Here is a 15715-nt window from a genome sequence, read left to right as displayed (position 1 = left end):
CCTGAATTATTGAACGGCGGGAGCCGCGGCCGAGGCCGCTGCGTCCGCTTCTGCCGGGGCTGCCGCTGCGGCCGCCGCTTCTTCGGCGGCGATCATGGCCTTGGTCTTGCCACCCGCCTTGATGATGTAGGCGTCGAATTCCTTTTCGCTGACCACGCGTATGGCGATCGGCATATAGGCGTGATCGACGCCGCACAGTTCCGAGCACTGACCGTAGTAGATGCCGGGCTTTTCGGCCTTGAACCAGGTCGAGTTCAGACGACCGGGAATGGCGTCGGTCTTCAGACCGAAGGCCGGCAGGGCGAAGGAGTGGATGACGTCATAGCCGGTGACCTGCACCTGAACGACCTTGTTGACCGGCACGATCAACTCGTTGTCAACCGCCAGCAGGAAGGGCTTGGTTTTGGGATCGGACGTCTTCAGTTCGCGCGCTTCGGGCAGCAGGCGCGATTCGACACCTTCGACGCCCAGCTCCGGATAGTCATAAGCCCAGTACCACTGATAGCCCGTAGCCTTCACCACAACATCCGGGGTCGGCATGTCGTTATATTTGCGCAGCAGCGAGAAGGAGAAGAAGGCGATGAAGACGAGGATCAGGACCGGGATAACCGTCCACAGAATCTCGATAGCCGTATTGTGCGAGAAGCTGGCCGGCTTCGGATTGGCGCGCTTGTTGTAGCGCACCACGATCCAGATCAGCAGCGCCAGCACGAACAGCACGATAACCGTGATGATCGGCAGCAAGATGACGTCGTGGAACCAGATGGCGTCGTGTTTCAGCGGGGCGGCGCCCGGCTGAAGACCGAGCGACTTGTCGGTCGGTTGCCCCAGTTTTTCCTGAGCCCAGACGGCTCCGGCCCCCAATGCTCCTGCAAGGGCAGTCATCACGGCGGCGGTCCCTGCCATCAGCCTTCGGATGCGCATTCCTTCAATCCCTAACTGTGGGTGCCCGGCGCGCCTGCCTTCTCGTGAGCAGGAGTTTCCGCGCAGTCCCGTTTAATCCTCGGTCTTCGGGCGCGACAATGGGTCCCAATGGGACACATGGTCTCACCCCGTTCTTCCCCATTAATGCCATATTTGCAAAATGCAAAGGCCTAAAAGCAAGGCAACACCACTGTCTGCAAAGACAGGTGCGTTCTCATACGGCCCAGGGGCGAATATGGCTTTTGCACAGGCCGCACCTGCGCGCTTTTGTCGCGCCCCCTCACCCTTCAGAGCTAAGCGCGCGAATCTCGGGTTCATAGTCTCTGTTCAAGCGCCGCACGGCGTCCTACATAGGGGGCAGTGTTTCATTTGGTATGTGCTTATGTCCGCCTCCCCCCTCGCCGTCACCCTGCCCGACTCGCTGCGTGATCTCGACCTTTCCGCCTGTCAGACGATTCTGGAAGAGGCCCTGAACGGGGCCGACGATGGGGAAATCTATTTTGAAACGCGCGAAAGCGAATCACTGGTCTTTGACGACGGGCGGCTGAAACATTCGACCTATGGCGCCGATCAGGGCTTCGGCCTGCGCGTGGTCGCCGGAGAAACGGTCGGTTTTGCCAATGCGGCCGAACTGTCGGTCGCGGCCGTTCGGCGCGCCGCCGCCGCCGCCGTGCTGGCCAAGCAAGGGCAAGCGGTCAGTCTGAGCCTGTCCACGGCCCCGGCGCGCTCCAACAGCCACCACTATGGTGACCACGATCCCATCGGCTCGATGCCGTTCGTCGACAAGATCGCGCTGCTGGAGGCCATTAATGACTATGCCCGCAGCCGGCACCCGGGCGTCGTGCAGGTCTCGGCCTCGGTCGCCGCCGATCAGCGCCACATCACCATCCTGCGGGCGGGTGGCGAGGTCTATCACGACTACCGCCCGCTGGTGCGCCTGTCGGTCGGGGTGTCGGTTGAAAAGGACGGCCACCGCGAAAGCGCGTCGGCGGGTGGCGGCGGACGCATCGCGCTCGATCTGCTGAGCGATCCGACATACTGGCAGGCACAGGTCGATGAGGCCCTGCGGCAGGCCCTGATCAGCCTGGAGGCCAAACCGGCCCCGACGGGCGAAATGGATATTGTGCTGGGGCCCGGCTGGCCCGGCGTGCTGCTGCACGAGGCGGTGGGCCACGGCCTTGAGGGCGATTTCAACCGCAAGGGCACCTCGGCCTTTTCCGGCAAGATGGGCCAGCAGGTGGCTGCAAAGGGCGTCACCGTGGTCGATGACGGCACGATTGCCGACGCGCGCGGCTCGCTCAATATGGACGACGAAGGCACGCCGACCCACGCCACGACGCTGATCGAGGACGGCATTCTGGTCGGTTACATGCACGACCGGCTGTCGGCGCGTCAGATGGGGGTGGCCCCGACCGGCAATGGCCGGCGTCAGTCCTACGCCCATCCCCCCCTGCCCCGCATGACCAATACCTTCATGAAGGGCGGTCAGGACAAACTGTCCGACATGATCGCCTCGACCAAACGCGGCCTCTATGCGGTCAATTTCGGCGGCGGTCAGGTCGATATCACCAATGGCAAGTTCGTCTTTCAGTGCACCGAGGCCTATCTGATCGAAGACGGTCAGGTGACGGCCCCGGTCAAGGGCGCGTCGCTGATCGGTGACGGCCCGGCGGTGATGCGTCAGGTCGAGATGATCGGCGATGATTTCAAATTCGATCCCGGCGTCGGCACCTGCGGCAAGGCGGGTCAAAGCCTGCCGGTCGGCATCGGCCAGCCCAGCCTGAAGATCGGCGGCCTGACGGTGGGGGGCACGGCGGCGTAACCGTGATCCGCCACGGGTATGGTAAAGCCTTGTTATACTTTGCCTATTGGTCACTTTACGCACGGGTGAACTTGTCATTTGGCGTTTAAGGCGGCATATTGTCCGCACAAGGCGCAATATCGCGCTGGTTTCTCTGCAAGCGTGATGAGGTCTTATGCGGCTGTTGTGGCTGACATCGGTGTGTGCGCTGGCTTTATTGCCGGTTCAGGCTAATGCGGCGGACGCACTGAGCACGGCGGCCAGCTATACGGCCTCGGACTTTGTCGGTAAGCCGGTGCAATCGGCCGCCGACGCGCTGAAATACATTCCCAACTTCATCGTCACCGGATCGGGCGGGTCTTCCAATGTGCTGATCGACGGTCAGCGCCCGTCGGACACCAATGACGCCCTGACGCGTCTGCCGCTGAACCAGATTGAGCGCATTGAACGCATCGCCGCCGGCAACGGCAATTACGACATGCAGGGCCATAGCGAGCTGATCAACATCGTGCGCAAGTCGATGTCGAAGCCCGTTATCACCATCCACTCCTCGGCCAATATCTATCCGGACGGTAAGATCAAGCCGCAGGTCGGCTTTACGTGGCAGAAGAACCAGAACGGCCGCAATCTCGAAGCCGGTCTGGACCTCTATCAGAACCATGACGAAGGCACGGGCCACGGCGACAAATACACCACCTATGCCGATGGCACGACGCGGCATCAGGCGCTTGATTCCAAGGGGCAGAGCGAAGGGGCTGAGGTGCGCGCGGCCTGGGGTGGCCCGGCCAGCGGCGGCCGCCTCGATGTCAATGGGGCCATGCGCTACAACCGCTCGGCCTTTGATGCCGTCTATGAAAACGGCGTCACCGAGTACGAGCAGCGCCAGAACGCCAACCTGACGCAGGAAGTGTCCGGGCGTTACGAAAAGGCGCTAAACAAAAGGTTCAAGCTGAACCTCAACCTGTGGGGCAAGCGCAATGTCAGCGACAGCCGCACCGACCATCAGAAGCCGGACGAGGTTTCGACCTATAGCGAGGACAAGGACACCCGGGAAGGGTCGCTGGCGGCGCAGGCCACGTGGCACTATTCCAAGGCCCTGATGCTTCAGGCCGGGGCCGAGAGTCGCTTTAACCGCTTCGACGCCGAAAGCCTGTCTATCGGGTCCTGGCTGGACGAGAACACAAATCCGGAAACCGGACGCACGCGCGGTGAGGAACAGCGCGGGTCGCTCTACGTCTCAGGTAATTGGCGACCGAACGAGACGCTCAGCATCGACAGCGGGCTGGCCGTCGAAAGCATGACCTTCCGCCATCGCGGCACCTATGCGGCCGAACGCAGCTATGAGTACCCCAAGCCGCGCCTCAGCCTGCAATGGAAGCCTGACAAGGTGTTTCAGGTGCGCCTCAGCCGTGCCCGCGAAGTCGGCTACATGGGGTACTGGGACTTTGTGTCGATTGCCGAGTGGCAGTATGAGCGCCCCGATCAGTTGCTCTATCCGCTCAACCTCGTCCCCTATCGCCAGTGGTCGAACGCCTTCAGCGTCGATTATCGCTTCTGGGAAAAGGGTCAGTTGGCGCTCAGCTTTGAACGCAACGACATTGACGATGCCGTCGAGCGCGTGCCCCTCTATACTCAGAAAGGGAATATTGAGGACATCATCGGCAATGTCGGCGATGGCGCCAATCAGCAGATTTCGACGCGCCTCAGCGTGCCGATAGATGACTATCTCGAAAACGGTATGATCCGGCTAAATGCCACCTGGTACGATTCCGAAATCACCGATCCGATAACGGGGCTGAAACGCCGCATCTCCGGACAGACGCCGCGCACCTTGTCATTGAGCTTCAATCAGGACCGGCCGGGCATGTCGTGGGGCTGGTCGGTGGACAGCGGCTGGAACAATACAAGCTGGCGCGCCAGAGAGATCAGCCAGTCCGAGGGCTCACCCTGGGTCAGCCTCTATGCGGAATTCAAGCCGTCACCCAAGCTGTCGGTACGCACGGAATTGCAGAACCTTGGGGCGCGCACCACGCGCTATGACGTGACGCGCTATGAAGGTCTGCGGTCGGGTAGCGCGCTGTCTTATGAGGAATCGACGCAGCGTGACTCCGAACCGAAGCTCTATCTGCGCATCCGGAACGAGCTTTAAGCCCTTCACATTCAAAACAAAAACCCCCGGCGGTACGCACCGCCGGGGGTTTTCGTGTCATCTGACCGATCAGTGACCGGTCTTAGGCGTATCGTCCACCGTATCCGAGGCCCCGTGCGCCCAGCCCTTGAGGACAAAGGACAACAGGAACAGGACACCGCCGAGGATAACGCCCGCCCAGCCGATGGTGTTGAAAGTCTGGAGCGAAGCCTGGAGCGCAGCAGCCGGATCCAGTACCTGACCACCCACCGTCTCAGTCGAAGCGAGCTTGGCGATAATGGCTGCCAGATACTGCGCCCCTGAGGTGCCGAGGAACCAGATGGCCATCATGGTCGAGATCAGCACCGCCGGTGACAGCTTGGTTTGCTGCGACAAGCCAACCGGCGACACCGACAGTTCGCCCCAGGTGTGGAACATGTAGGTCAGGAACAGGCAGAACAGCGGCACGCGGAAATCAGGCCCGGCCAGAGGCGCCGCCCAAACCAGCACAAAGAAGCCAAGCCCGGCCATGACCAGACCGAAGGCAAACTTCTTGACTGGGTCCGGGTCCTTGCCACGCTTGGCGAGGAAGGTGAAGATACCGGCAAAGATCGGCGCGAAGACCAGAATGAAGAAGGGGTTGAAGCTCTGGGTCTGCGAGGCATTAAAGCCCATGTCGATCCAGAAAGCGCCTTCCGGCACGCCGCCCATGGCCTTGATCTGATCCGGCGTGGCCAGCAGCAGGGCCCCCAGACGCAGCGGCTCGGCGATCAGGTTGAGGTCGGTATTGCGCTCGGCAAACAGACTGAGCGACGAACCGGCCTGCTCGAACAGGGTCCAGAAGACGACCGACGACAGGGTCAGCACCATGGCCAGACCGAGGCGATAATTTTCCACCTTACTGAATTTGGTGAACATCTGCGTGAAGACGTAAGCCAATATACAGACGGTAGACGCCAGCAGCGCCCAGCCGACGATATCGTTGCGCTGAATGACGAAGTAGATCAGCGGCACACCGGCCAGACCCAGCAGATAGATCAGGTTTTCCTTGGAAATCACCCCGCCGACCTTCTGGCGGATAGCTTCAGGATTGGGCGGTTCGCCCTTGCCGTCCAGCAACTTCTTACCGAGTACAAACACCAGAAGCCCCACCAGCATCCCGACGCCGGCCAGACCGAACCCGGCCCACCAGCCGACACGTTCGCCCAGAATGCCGCACAGGATGGTGGCCCAGAACGACCCCATATTGATGCCGAAATAATAGAGTTGGAAGCCCGAATCCCGGCGCGGGTCCTTGTCGCGGTACAACTGCCCCACCAGAGACGAGATGTTCGGCTTGAGGAAACCGACGCCCATGGCGATCAGGGCAATCGACAGATAGAAGGCGTTTTCAGCCCACGGCGTAGCGCTGCGCACGCTCTCAACAAACTGCCCCTTCGGCAGAACTGCTGGCAGGGGCGCATCCGCCGGCAGGCCCTTGATTTCGCGGCCGCCATCCGGCGTGCCCACGACTTCGTAATAGCTGTCACCGACCTTCAGACGCGGCGGAGCATTGCCCGACTCCACGTCACGGATGGCGTACTCATAGGTCTTGCCCTGATAGTTCAGAACAGACTGGTTGGGCGTGCCTTCCAGCGCCATGCCCGTATGCCCGGCGACCAGCAGCAGCCCCCCGAACACGATCGCCTTACGTGTGCCGATATAGCGGTCGGCCACCAGACCGCCGATCAGCGGCAACAGATAGACCAGCGAGGTATAGGAACCGTACTGCGCATTGGCCCGGTCATCCGAAAAGAGGAAGTGACGCGTCAGATAATAGATGAGGAGCGCGCGCATCCCGTAATAGGAGAAGCGCTCCCACATCTCGGCGAAGAAGCAGACGATCAGCCCGCGCGGATGATGCCGCATTTGGGTAACGACCGGAATGGCCGTCAGCAGGGTGATCAAAATCCCTGCGGCGATAACGATATTGATCATGGAACTTGCCCCGTAAGGCCTGTGCCGGGGCACCATTCGGGCCACAATCGGACAGCAGACGGTTAATTTGCGGCGATAGGAGCAGCAAATTAACCGGTTGGCAAGCGCACTTCCGTTTCAGGGGAAACGGTATACGGTTTTAATAGGCTTCTTCTGTGTACAATTTACGAAGGTCGCCCGCCCATATCCCCTGATATTTTTCAATCAGACGTTCGGCCGGGGTGACGCCGCTTTCCGCGATTTCAAACAGTTCGCTGAGATAGCCGGTTTCATCGACCAGCCCGCCGGACAGACGCTGACGGCGCTTCAAGCCCTCACGCGCGATGGTCAGGGTATCGAGCGCCCAGTCCTTCACCGGACGCCCGGCGATCTCGCCCTTCAGGCCGGTTTTGGCCGCCATGCCGCGCAGGGTATCGTGGTCTTCGATGCGCCAGCCCTTGACCAGATCCCAGGTCGCTTCCAGCGCCGCCTGATCATAGAGGAGCCCCGCCCACAGGGCCGGCAGGGCGCAGATGCGCGACCATGGGCCACCGTCGGCCCCACGCATTTCGAGATACTTTTTGAGGCGCACTTCAGGGAACAGCGTCGTCAGGTGGTCGGCCCAGTCGTCCATCGTCGGGCGCTCCCCCGGCAGGGCGGGCAGCTTACCGTCCATAAAGTCACGGAACGACTGCCCCGAGGCGTCGATATAGCCGCCATTGGGCGCGCCCTTGCGCTTGACGAAATACATAGGGACATCAAGGGCGTATTGGGCATATTTTTCGTAACCGAAGCCGTCTTCGAACACGAAACCGAGCATCCCCGTGCGGGCGGCATCGGTATCAGTCCACACATTGGCGCGCGCCGACAGAAAACCGTTGAGCTTGCCTTCCGTGAAGGGCGAATTGGCAAACAGCGCCGTGGCGATGGGTTGCAGGGCCAGAGAGGTGCGGAATTTCAGCACCATATCGTCTTCGGACGAAAAATCGAGATTGGCCTGAATGGTCGAGGTGCGCAGCATCATGTCAAGGCCAAGCGTGCCGACCTTCGGCATATAGGCGCGCATGATATTATAGCGGCCCTTGGGCATGACCGGCGTTTCGGCCCGCGTCCACAGAGGCGAGAAGCCGACGCCCAGGAAGCCCAGCCCCAGTTCGGAGGCCACGGCCTTGACCTCCTCAAGGTGCTGACCCGTCTCGCTGCAAATCTCGTGAATGGTCGAAAGCGGTGCGCCCGACAGCTCGAACTGCCCGCCGGGTTCCAGCGACACCGACGCGCCGTCGCGTTCCAGCGCGATCAGGTGGTCGTCTTCATAGACGCCGCTCCAGCCAAAGCGCATCAGCCCTTTCAGCAGGGCTTCGATGCCGTCCGGACCTGCATAGGCAGGGCGACGCAGATCGCTCAGGTGAAAGACGAACTTCTCGTGCTCGGCCCCGATGCGCCAGCGCTCAGACGGCTTTTCACCCGACGCAAAATAGTCGGTAAGCTGCGAAAACGATTGAATGGGTTCCGAAATCTTGACCACGCGCCCCATCCCTAAAGTAACAGGCTCAATTGCAATTTACGGGTATATGGGCGTTCGCGTCGAACCGCACAAGCGAATTAGACTAAACTAGAGCCCTTCGGCGGCTCAACGGAGCCACCAAAGAGCCCTAGTCTTTTGTGACGCCTCATGTTTTTCCGAAAAGTGGTATCCACTTTTCGGCATGAGGCTCATTTCCAGTCGCCCTTTGCGGCCTGATAAAGGGTCAGGGCCGAGATGGCCGCCGTATCGGCGCGCAGGATGCGCGGCCCCAGATTGACGGCCACGGCGTTCGGCAGGGCACTCAGGGTCTGGCGCTCGACCGCGTCGAACCCGCCTTCCGGGCCGATCAGGATAGACACAGCCCCTTCGCCCAGCCCGCTCAGAGCCTCCAGCATGGGCGGGATGGTGCGTTCCCCTGCTTCGTGGGTGGAATCCTCGTCGCCATAGATCAGGATTTCCGTTGCGGTTTTCAGATAGACCTCCAGTTTGACGGGGGCCAGAACCTGCGGCACGTCGAGGCGCTCGGTCTGCTCCGCCGCCTCCTGCGCGATCAGTTGCAGTCGCCCGACATTGGTGTGGTCGGCATTGGTACGGTGCGTGATCAACAGTTGAATTTCACCGGCCCCCAGCTCGGTTGCTTTCTCGATAATCGTCTCCAGCCGGGCACGTTTCACCAGCGCAATCAATAGCTTCGGGGCATGTCCTGCGGCCGGTTGCGCGCGCGTCTGCACGATCAGTTCGACATGGACGTGCTTTTTGCTGACGCTCTGCAAACGGCCACGCCATTCGCCATCGCGGCCATTAAAGACGCTGATCTCATCGCCCTCCCCCAGCCGCATCACAGCGGCGACATAGCGCGCCTGATCGGGATTGAGCGGGAAGATCAGCCCTCCGGCAAAGGGCGGCGTAGTTTCGGCGATAAACAGTCGGATCATGACCGGGTGATAAACCCCGACCGGCTATTTGCCAAGACGCGCCGCGACAAAGGCGTCGATGGCATCGGTATAGGGACCGGGCACGCCGACCATCTTGTTGATTTCGCCGTGGCTTTTGTCTTCCTTCTGCACCGGGGCCGGCTTGCCCAGTTGCCGCAGAGCCCGGCTGAAGGTGTCGGCCTGATCGCAGGGCCGGTCCTTGCGCTGGGTCGAACAGACCATCATCATGGGGACGGCCTGCGGCGTCAAACGCTCCAGCGGCGAGGCCTGCGCCCAACGCTTCGGATCGCTGCCAAAGGCGTTGGAATAGAGGGGCAGCACGCGCTTTTGCGTCATCATCGCCCGAAGATCGAGCGTCGCCGAGTCCAGCACCACCGTCCCGGCCCACAGTCGCCCGCCTCTGGCCGTCACCACCGACGGATCGGCAGACGTCACGGCCACCAGTTGCGCCCCGGCGCTGTGCCCCATCAGGATCAGGCGCGAGGCATCCCCGCCCCAGGTGGCGGCATTCTTTTGAACATAGACCAGCGCGGCTGCCACATCCTCGGCCTGCGCATAGGCATCCGCCTGCGGCAACAGGCGATAATTGACGCTGACGACGATGTAGCCCTGGGGCAGCCAGTGCTTGACCTTGTTCTCGACCACGCCGCTATGGGCCTTGTCACCCGTCCGCCAGCCACCGCCATGCACCATGACGATCATCGGCGCGTTGCGGGCATTAACCGGACTGTAGACATCCATGGCCTGCAAAGGATCCGCCCCATAACTGACGGTCTGCTTTTGGGTTCCGGGCAGCACGGCCTTATACACACGCGCCCCTTCTTCCGCTGACTCCCCGTCCTGAAGCCGCTCCATATAGCGCGCTTTCAAACGCTCACGCAGCGGCCCCTCCGCATGGGCCGGCACAGACGCCAGCATCAGAAGGCTCAGCAGGACAGGGGTCAGGCGCATGGCAAATCTCCGTTATGTCAGGGCTGATACGCCTGGTTCGGACCGGACCCTGCGGCAGTGGCGAAAAATCCCGGCCGTGCTAAGTTGGCCAAAAAAGGAAACACCATGAAGACAATGCCCGCCCTTATTGCCGCCCTCACCCTGTCGGCTTGCGCCACACCACCGCCAGCGTCTGCACCGTCGCTGGACGGGTTTTACGACGCGGTTCACCATTGGCAGAACAAGAACGGCAAGACCTATGCGCGCTATGCGGACGACGACGTGACGGCCATCGCCGACAATCTGCTTCTGCTGCAACGGGATAATGGCGGCTGGATCGAGAACCGCGACCCGGCGCGCATCCTGTCCGAGGCGGAAAAGGCGGCGGCGCTGAAAGAAAAGAGCGACCCGGCCTTCAGCTTCGACAATCGCAACATCTATACGCAGGTCGAGTATCTGATGGCGGCCTATGAACGGACACGGCGGTCAGACTACCGTACCGCCGCCTTGCGGGGTCTTGAGCTGATCCTGTCGCAGCAGATCAAAAGCTGCGGCGGCTGGCCCCACACCGTGCCGGCCAAGAGCAGCTTTCATGACAAGATCACCATGGCCGATGAGGTGACATCGGGCAATCTGCGCCTGCTGCGTCGCATCAGCACAGGCGAATATCCTTTTGATTCTATGAATAAAGACATGCGCAAGTCGTCAGCATCGGCGGTGGCCGCTGGCGATGCCTGTCTGCTCAGGCTGCAAATCCGTCAGAACGGGCAGCTCACCGGTTGGGCCGGTCAGTACGATCCCGTGACCTTGCAGCCCGTCAAGGGGCGCAGCTTTGAACTGGTGTCGATTGTCTCTCAGGAAAGCGTGGAAAACACCCGCTATCTGATGTCCATTCCAAACCCCTCGCCTGAGGTGATTGCTGCGGTCGAGGGCGCCGTAGCGTGGATGAAGCGTTCGGCCATCCACGGCAAACGGCTGGAGACCTTCGCCCTGCCCGCCCCGGTCAAGTACGACTATCACACAGCGACCACCGATAACCGGCTGGTGGATGATCCCTCGGCGCCGCCTCTGTGGGCGCGATTCTATGATATCAGCGACAATTCGGTGATCCTGGCCAACCGCGACGGCGTGCGGGTCGCTACCTATGCCGACATTCACCCGGAACGGCGCTCAGGCTATGGCTGGTATGGGCAGTGGCCGCAAAAGCTGATCGAGGTGGAGTATCCGGCGTGGAAAGCGCGGGTAAAGAGGTAAGCCCCCGCCACCGCATCTCAGCGGCTTTCGCCCCTTCGTGCGGTCCCCCTCCCCAGCACGCCGGGGAGGTATAAACCCGCATAACCCTGCCTACTTCTTTTCGGCCAGAATATCGTCCAGATAGGCCTTCTTGCCGTCGATGCGCTCAAGGCGCGGATAGCGCAGCCCGCCCGTATAGTCGAGCGTCACCGTCTTATAGGTCTTGCCGCGTTTGATCAGCAGTTCGACCGGCTTGCCGTTTGGCTTGGTGGCGTCGGCAATGGCGGCTTTAAGACCATCCGCCTCATAGGCGGTGCCGTTGACGGCGACCACGCTCATCCCCTGCCCCAGTCCGGCCTTGAAGGCCGGGCTGTCCCAGAAGACGCTGCCGATATCGCCCGTGGCGGTCAATGACAGCCCCAGCGAATAGCTGAGGTCCGTTACCTTGGTTTTCTTTTCGCGCGCCTTGAACCAGTCGGTCGGCGTGTCGCTATAGGTCAGCCTATACCCCCCGCGCTCCAGTCCGTCGAGGAAGGTGCCTTTTGAGGTCTCATTGACGCGCATCCTGAGGAAGGTGTCCCAGTCATAGGCGTAGACACTGTTGAGCGCAGCCACCACGTCCTTGAATTCATAGGTTTCTGGCGTCCACGAGCCGTCCTTGATGCCGAAGAACAGACCCGCGAAATCATCCAGCGACTTCTTGTTATTGGTCTTTTCACGGATCAGCGTATCGGCGTCGAGCCAGATCAGCAGTCCCACGCTGTAATAGTCTTCGTTGCGCTGCTGGCTCAGCCAGTTCTTGGGCTGACGCGCCGACAGGATCGGATCATTGGTGGTATCAAGCACCGGACGCCACTGCGAACCGGAGAAGTTGTCGTATTGTGCGGCGATCAGCGCGATGGCCTGCTTGGCCTGCTCCGGCGTGTAGAGGCCCGAGCGCGCCGACAGGACATAGCCCCAGAACTGCGTCTGACCTTCATAGACCCACAACAGGCTGTTGCGCATGGGGGTGTGGAAGTCGGGATTATACAGGTCGGCACCGCGGCGGAACTTGCCGTCCCAGGAATGGGTGTATTCATGCGCCAGCAGGTCGCGCCCGACATAGTTGGTCTTCCACTCAGTAAAATAGGTGGAGTCGTGGCCATTTTCGGACGAGCGGTGGTGCTCAAGCCCGATATCGCCCAGTTCTTCCGACAGGTGGACGAGGAAGTCGTAATGGTCGTAGTGCTGCGATTTGAAGACCTTGACCGCCTGCGCCACCATCTTCTTATGAATGGCAATCTGTTCATCGGTGGCGGCCAGATCGCCCGGCTTGTCGGCAAAGACGTGCATGCGCACCGGCACCTTAGGGTCGACGCTGAGGTCGAAGGTCTTGCTGAACTTACCCGCAAACATCGGCGAGTCGATAAAGTGCTCATAGGGCAGCGGCTTGAAGGTGACGGTGCCGTCGGCATTCTTCGACGCCACATCAAGCGCCGCCGCATAGTCCCAGCCTTCCGGCAGTTTCAGCGTCAGTTCGACCGGCACGCGCGTCACTGCATAGCCTGCCGGATACATGGACAGGTTTTCCCATTGCAGGTTGGCCATGACGTCGGTGACCACCACGCGGCCGGCGGCCGTGGTCATGGGGGTCAGGAAGTCGAACTCCGCCACCACTTCTTTGGTACCGGCGGGCACGTCGATATGAAAGGCTGTCACTTCAACGGGATCGCGCAACCAGCTCAGGTTCTGACCACCCGCCGAAAAGCGCACATTGGCGATCTTGTCGGCCTGAGGGCGCGGGGCGTGCTTGCCGGGCAGCCAGCGCGGCATGATCAGGGTGAAGGGGCCGGATTTGGCCACCGGAATGACCTGCCGCACGCGCATGACGCGCTGCTGCGTGTCGGTGGCATCGACATAGACTTTCAGCGTGCCGGGATAATCGACCTGCGCCGACACCGGCAGGGGGGGCGGCAGAGGCGCCGACACCTGAGCCGAAACCGGAACCGAAAACAGAGCCGCCGCCAAAACCGCCGCGCTGACCATCATGCCTTTTTTCATGGACGCTACCTTTTTCATGTCGTGGGGACATTAAAGAGGCCCGGCGCGCCCTGTAAAGTCATAATTGTTTCAAACGAAAGCTTGCCTCAGACGGAGCCGTTTGCGACAAAGAAAGCGGGTACGGGAAACCGGAATGGGAGGGATTGGATATGTGGCCATTTGGCAATAAGACTCTGCTCGATGCCGACACCACGGCATGGCACGTGGACAATTTCGAATGGTTGCTGAAGGTCCTTCCAACTGAAAATGACTTCGCCAAGACAAGGCTGATCCTGCCGCGTCCCGGCTTTTTTGACAGTCACGGCCTAAAAGGGGACGCCCTTGCCCAAAGCCTTTTCAATCAAGTCAAAGCCTACTGCGGCATGGCTGATTGGCCTGTCGAACTCATAAGCGAAGGGGCAGCCCCTAAACGCAACCGTGATCTGATTCAGGTTCCAGACCGCAATCTTGGCTTTTCAGGCACTTTTGCTACCGATGGCAATGCCGCGGTTATCACCTATGATCCCGCCTTACTTGACACCCCGCACGACTTCATCACCACCATGGCGCACGAACTGGCGCACTACCTGCTTGCCACTGTGCCGGATGAACGGGCCTGCGACGACACGCATGAAGAACATCTGACCGATTTGACGGCGGTGTTTCTGGGATTCGGTGTCTTTCTGGCCAACAGTGCCTTTACGTTTGAGCAATGGCGAGACGAAGGCCTCGGTGCATCACAAGGCTGGAGCTACAAGCGCAGCGGTTACCTGTCGGAAACTGAACTGGTTTTCGCTACGGCCTTGTTTCTGACCCTGAGCGGTAAAGACTGTGCCGCAGCCGAGACCTCTCTCAAACCCCATCTGGCCAAACAATTACGTCAGGCCATAAAAGAACTCAGCAAGTCCGACCTCAGCGCTCTGCGAGTCCTGACACTGTCTCAATAAACGCGCCACCCGTCAGGGTTTTGTGCACCGGACATTTGGCAGCGATGTCGTGCAGTCTTTGCCGTTGCTGGTCGCTGAGCTGGTCGCCGATAATCGTTACCGACTTGCGGAAGATATCGGCCTTGCCCGATTCGTGACCGGCGACCTTTTCGTGGGTCAGCTCCACCCGCACATCCTGCAAGGGCCAGTTCTTCTGTCTGGCGTACCAGCGCACGGTCATGGCCGTGCATTCGCCCAGCGCCGCCGTCAGATAGTCATAGGGCGACGGGGCAAGGTTCATCCCGCCCTGCGATTCAGGTTCGTCGCCGCTCAGGCGGTGACCGCTGACCTCGATAGCCACGCTGAAATCGGAGATATGGGTCTCTTCGACCCGTGCAGAGATTATATCTGACATCATTCGACCGGCAGCGGGATGAATTCGATCTCGTCGCCCGGCACCTTGGGGAAGCGCCCTTCGCGCCAGTCGGCCTTGGCCTGCACGATGCGCTCTTTGCGCGACGAAACGAAGTTCCAGTAGATGTGGCGCTCGGTAAAGGGCTCCCCGCCGATCAGGGCCAGTTGCGCCTCCGCGTCGGTCGTGACGCTGACCGTCGCACCGGCGTTGAGAATGACCATGTGCGAGGCTTCGACCGGCGTGCCATTGACCGCTGCGCGGCCCGACACGACGTAGAGCGCGCGCTCAGCCACATGATCCGGCAGGACCAGCGCCTGCCCGGCGCTCAGGCGCGCCTCCAGATACAGCGTTTCGGCATAGGTCTTGACCGGCGAGGTGACGCCATAGGCCGAGCCCATCATCACGCGCACCGGCACACCTTCGACCGTCAGTGCCGGAATCTCTTCGGCGTCATAGTGGAAAAAGGCGGCGTCGATCTCTTCATCGGCCTCCGGCAGGGCGTGCCACAATTGCAGCCCGTGCAGTTGCCGCGTGGTGTCTATGCCCTCCAGCGGCTCGCGTTCGGAATGGACGATGCCCTTGCCCGCCACCATCAGATTGATAGCCCCCGGTGTGATGACCTGATCCGAACCCAGCGAGTCGCGGTGGTGGATATGGCCTTCAAACAGATAGGTGACGGTGGCTAGGTTGATATGCGGGTGCGGGCGGACATTGGTGCCCTTGCCCGGCTCAAATACCGCCGGCCCCATATGATCAAAGAAGATCCACGGCCCGACCATACGGTGTTTGGCAAACGGCAGGATGCGCTTGACGGTAAAGCCGCCCAGGTCCTTTTCGCGCGGCGGAATAAGAAGTGCGATGGCGTCGGTCATGAAGGCACCCGATGGCTGATCTGCCGCAAGGCTTACGCTCTTTCCCCGCAC

Annotated in this window: 12 protein-coding genes; 4 read left to right on the top strand and 8 right to left on the bottom strand. The window is 60.9% G+C overall.

What is annotated here, in order from left to right; all coding sequences use genetic code 11:
- Window positions 1-6: 6 nt before the first annotated feature.
- The gene (gene coxB / locus EM6_RS13150) at window positions 7-885 is read right to left on the bottom strand and encodes a cytochrome c oxidase subunit II (protein ID WP_232037179.1); all 879 of its coding nucleotides are present in this window, start codon (window positions 883-885) and stop codon (window positions 7-9) included.
- Window positions 886-1306: 421 nt separating this feature from the next.
- Between coxB and tldD the strand changes: the two genes are divergently transcribed.
- Window positions 1307-2746, top strand: a complete 1440-nt coding sequence (tldD, locus tag EM6_RS13145; RefSeq protein ID WP_172961263.1) for a metalloprotease TldD — start codon at window positions 1307-1309, stop codon at window positions 2744-2746.
- Between the two features lie 154 nt (window positions 2747-2900).
- Entirely contained in the window at window positions 2901-4874 is a 1974-nt protein-coding gene (locus EM6_RS13140) for a TonB-dependent receptor plug domain-containing protein (RefSeq protein WP_126423615.1), read from the top strand.
- A gap of 69 nt (window positions 4875-4943) precedes the next feature.
- Here EM6_RS13140 and EM6_RS13135 read toward each other — a convergent pair whose 3' ends face one another.
- From EM6_RS13135 to EM6_RS13120, 4 genes are all read right to left on the bottom strand, one after another.
- The gene (locus EM6_RS13135) at window positions 4944-6830 is read right to left on the bottom strand and encodes a peptide MFS transporter (RefSeq protein WP_126423614.1); all 1887 of its coding nucleotides are present in this window, start codon (window positions 6828-6830) and stop codon (window positions 4944-4946) included.
- A 139-nt stretch (window positions 6831-6969) separates the two neighbouring features.
- Window positions 6970-8343 carry a glutamate--cysteine ligase gene (locus tag EM6_RS13130; RefSeq protein ID WP_126423613.1) on the bottom strand — a complete coding sequence of 458 codons (1374 nt, stop codon included), beginning with the start codon at window positions 8341-8343 and terminating at the stop codon, window positions 6970-6972.
- 179 nt (window positions 8344-8522) lie between these two features.
- Window positions 8523-9269: a 16S rRNA (uracil(1498)-N(3))-methyltransferase gene (locus tag EM6_RS13125; RefSeq protein ID WP_126423612.1), complete on the bottom strand. Its 747-nt coding sequence runs from the start codon at window positions 9267-9269 to the stop codon at window positions 8523-8525.
- Between the two features lie 24 nt (window positions 9270-9293).
- On the bottom strand, window positions 9294-10220 hold the full coding sequence (locus tag EM6_RS13120) for an alpha/beta hydrolase (RefSeq protein ID WP_126423611.1): 927 nt from the start codon (window positions 10218-10220) through the stop codon (window positions 9294-9296).
- A 105-nt stretch (window positions 10221-10325) separates the two neighbouring features.
- Between EM6_RS13120 and pelA the strand changes: the two genes are divergently transcribed.
- A complete protein-coding gene (pelA, locus tag EM6_RS13115; protein ID WP_126423610.1) occupies window positions 10326-11453 on the top strand; it encodes a pectate lyase in 1128 nt (375 codons plus the stop codon).
- 90 nt (window positions 11454-11543) lie between these two features.
- On the opposite strand, the gene EM6_RS13110 is transcribed toward pelA, so the two are convergent.
- Window positions 11544-13472 carry a M61 family metallopeptidase gene (locus EM6_RS13110; RefSeq protein ID WP_126423609.1) on the bottom strand — a complete coding sequence of 643 codons (1929 nt, stop codon included), beginning with the start codon at window positions 13470-13472 and terminating at the stop codon, window positions 11544-11546.
- Window positions 13473-13621: 149 nt separating this feature from the next.
- Here EM6_RS13110 and EM6_RS13105 point away from each other — a divergent pair, with 149 nt between their 5' ends.
- Window positions 13622-14398 carry a hypothetical protein gene (locus tag EM6_RS13105; protein WP_126423608.1) on the top strand — a complete coding sequence of 259 codons (777 nt, stop codon included), beginning with the start codon at window positions 13622-13624 and terminating at the stop codon, window positions 14396-14398.
- Here the strand turns inward: EM6_RS13105 and EM6_RS13100 are convergent.
- Together EM6_RS13100 and EM6_RS13095 are read right to left on the bottom strand one after the other, a co-directional pair.
- Window positions 14364-14795: an OsmC family protein gene (locus EM6_RS13100; RefSeq protein WP_126423607.1), complete on the bottom strand. Its 432-nt coding sequence runs from the start codon at window positions 14793-14795 to the stop codon at window positions 14364-14366. The genes EM6_RS13105 and EM6_RS13100 overlap by 35 nt on opposite strands.
- Window positions 14792-15664, bottom strand: a complete 873-nt coding sequence (locus EM6_RS13095) for a pirin family protein (RefSeq protein ID WP_126423606.1) — start codon at window positions 15662-15664, stop codon at window positions 14792-14794. Before EM6_RS13095 ends, EM6_RS13100 begins: the two co-directional genes overlap by 4 nt.
- Window positions 15665-15715 lie beyond the last annotated feature (51 nt).

Source organism: Asticcacaulis excentricus, assembly GCF_003966695.1.
GTDB lineage: Bacteria > Pseudomonadota > Alphaproteobacteria > Caulobacterales > Caulobacteraceae > Asticcacaulis > Asticcacaulis excentricus_A.
This window is presented reverse-complemented; position numbering and strand designations above follow the sequence as displayed.

Coding starts and splice junctions, on each gene's coding strand:
- coxB (WP_232037179.1), bottom strand. CDS start 885: ATGACTGCCCTTGCAGGAGCATTGGGGGCCGGAGCCGTCTGGGCTCAG.
- tldD (WP_172961263.1), top strand. CDS start 1,307: ATGTCCGCCTCCCCCCTCGCCGTCACCCTGCCCGACTCGCTGCGTGAT.
- EM6_RS13140 (WP_126423615.1), top strand. CDS start 2,901: ATGCGGCTGTTGTGGCTGACATCGGTGTGTGCGCTGGCTTTATTGCCG.
- EM6_RS13135 (WP_126423614.1), bottom strand. CDS start 6,830: ATGATCAATATCGTTATCGCCGCAGGGATTTTGATCACCCTGCTGACG.
- EM6_RS13130 (WP_126423613.1), bottom strand. CDS start 8,343: ATGGGGCGCGTGGTCAAGATTTCGGAACCCATTCAATCGTTTTCGCAG.
- EM6_RS13125 (WP_126423612.1), bottom strand. CDS start 9,269: ATGATCCGACTGTTTATCGCCGAAACTACGCCGCCCTTTGCCGGAGGG.
- EM6_RS13120 (WP_126423611.1), bottom strand. CDS start 10,220: ATGCGCCTGACCCCTGTCCTGCTGAGCCTTCTGATGCTGGCGTCTGTG.
- pelA (WP_126423610.1), top strand. CDS start 10,326: ATGAAGACAATGCCCGCCCTTATTGCCGCCCTCACCCTGTCGGCTTGC.
- EM6_RS13110 (WP_126423609.1), bottom strand. CDS start 13,472: ATGAAAAAAGGCATGATGGTCAGCGCGGCGGTTTTGGCGGCGGCTCTG.
- EM6_RS13105 (WP_126423608.1), top strand. CDS start 13,622: ATGTGGCCATTTGGCAATAAGACTCTGCTCGATGCCGACACCACGGCA.
- EM6_RS13100 (WP_126423607.1), bottom strand. CDS start 14,795: ATGATGTCAGATATAATCTCTGCACGGGTCGAAGAGACCCATATCTCC.
- EM6_RS13095 (WP_126423606.1), bottom strand. CDS start 15,664: ATGACCGACGCCATCGCACTTCTTATTCCGCCGCGCGAAAAGGACCTG.